Origin of the sequence: Candidatus Thiosymbion oneisti (genome assembly GCF_004359955.1) — a bacterium.
In the GTDB taxonomy this organism is placed as follows: domain Bacteria; phylum Pseudomonadota; class Gammaproteobacteria; order Chromatiales; family Chromatiaceae; genus Thiosymbion; species Thiosymbion oneisti.
In genome coordinates, this window is record NZ_SMSC01000091.1 from 1 (window position 1) to 1,191 (window position 1,191).

Here is a 1,191-nt window from a genome sequence, read left to right on the forward strand (position 1 = left end):
CTAGTGTAGTGCGCCATTCTGTTTGGAACTTGCGCCATTCTGTTTGGAACTTAAGCGGCGATTGGCGCGAACCACCTTCTCCAGGATGTCGCTGGCCTTGGCGGTCCAGATAAACGGCTTGGGATTCTGGTTGTGTTCGGCGATATAGCCTTCGATACTCTGGATCAGTTCAGGCACGCTGGTGAATACTCCGCGGCGCAGCTGCCGGGTCGTCAGATCGCGGAAGAAGCGTTCGACCATGTTCAACCAGGAGGCAGAGGTGGGCGTGAAGTGCAGCTGGAAACGCGGGTGCTTTTCCAGCCAGGCCTTGACATGCGGGTGCTTATGGGTGGAGTAGTTATCGCAGATCAGGTGCAGGCTCTTGTCCTGGGGCGTACTGCGCTCGATCTGGCGCAGGAACTTCAACCATTCAAGATGACGATGGCGTGCCTGACAGTGGCCGATGACGGTTCCATCGAGCACATTGAGAGCGGCAAACAAAGTTGTCGTCCCGTGGCGTTTGTAGTCGTGGGTCATCGTTGCCGCACGCCCCTTTTTCAACGGCAAGCCCGGCTGGGTGCGATCCAGGGCCTGCACCTGGCTTTTCTCGTCACAGCACAGCACCAGCGCGTGCTCGGGCGGGTTCAGATACAACCCGACGATGTCCTCGAGCTTTTCGATAAAGTGCGGGTCGCGCGAGACCTTGAAGGTTTCAACCCGGTGTGGTTTGAGCCCGTGAGCTCGCCACACCCGGCGAATGCTGGAGGCACTCACCCCGGTTGCCGCGGCCAGCGTGCGCGTGCTCCAGTGCGTGGCCCCCGGCGGCTTCGTCTGTGTCGTCAGACGAACGATCTCGTGCCTATCAACTCGCCGCGGGCGTCCACCGCGCGGGCGATCTTGGACAATCGCCGCCAAGCCGCCTTCGGCATAGCGGGAGCGCCAGCGACCGACCGACACCCGACCCACTCCAAGTCGATCAGCGATCTGCCCGTTGGTCAAGTCGTCCGCCGCCAGCAGCACCATAGCTGCACGCCGTGCCTCGCGCACACTGACGGTATTGGAGTTGGCCATTCGCTCCAGCCGCTTGCGCGCTTCGGGCGTCAAATTGATTACCGGCGCCATTCGCATTCTCTGCCTCCTGTCTGCATCGGCTCTCTACAATGGACAGGTGGCAGCTCTGTTAGTTCCACTATTTATAGCGCACTACACTAG

Annotated in this window: 1 protein-coding gene; it reads right to left on the minus strand. The window is 60.4% G+C overall.

Annotated features, from left to right (window positions below):
- A complete protein-coding gene (locus tag E1958_RS19540; RefSeq protein WP_133513359.1) occupies positions 1-1,107 on the minus strand; it encodes an IS630 family transposase in 1,107 nt (368 codons plus the stop codon).
- Between the last annotated feature and the right edge of the window lie 84 nt (positions 1,108-1,191).

Bases quoted from the DNA above. Each gene is read 5' to 3' on its own strand.
- E1958_RS19540 (WP_133513359.1), bottom strand. From the start codon at position 1,107: ATGCGAATGGCGCCGGTAATCAATTTGACGCCCGAAGCGCGCAAGCGG.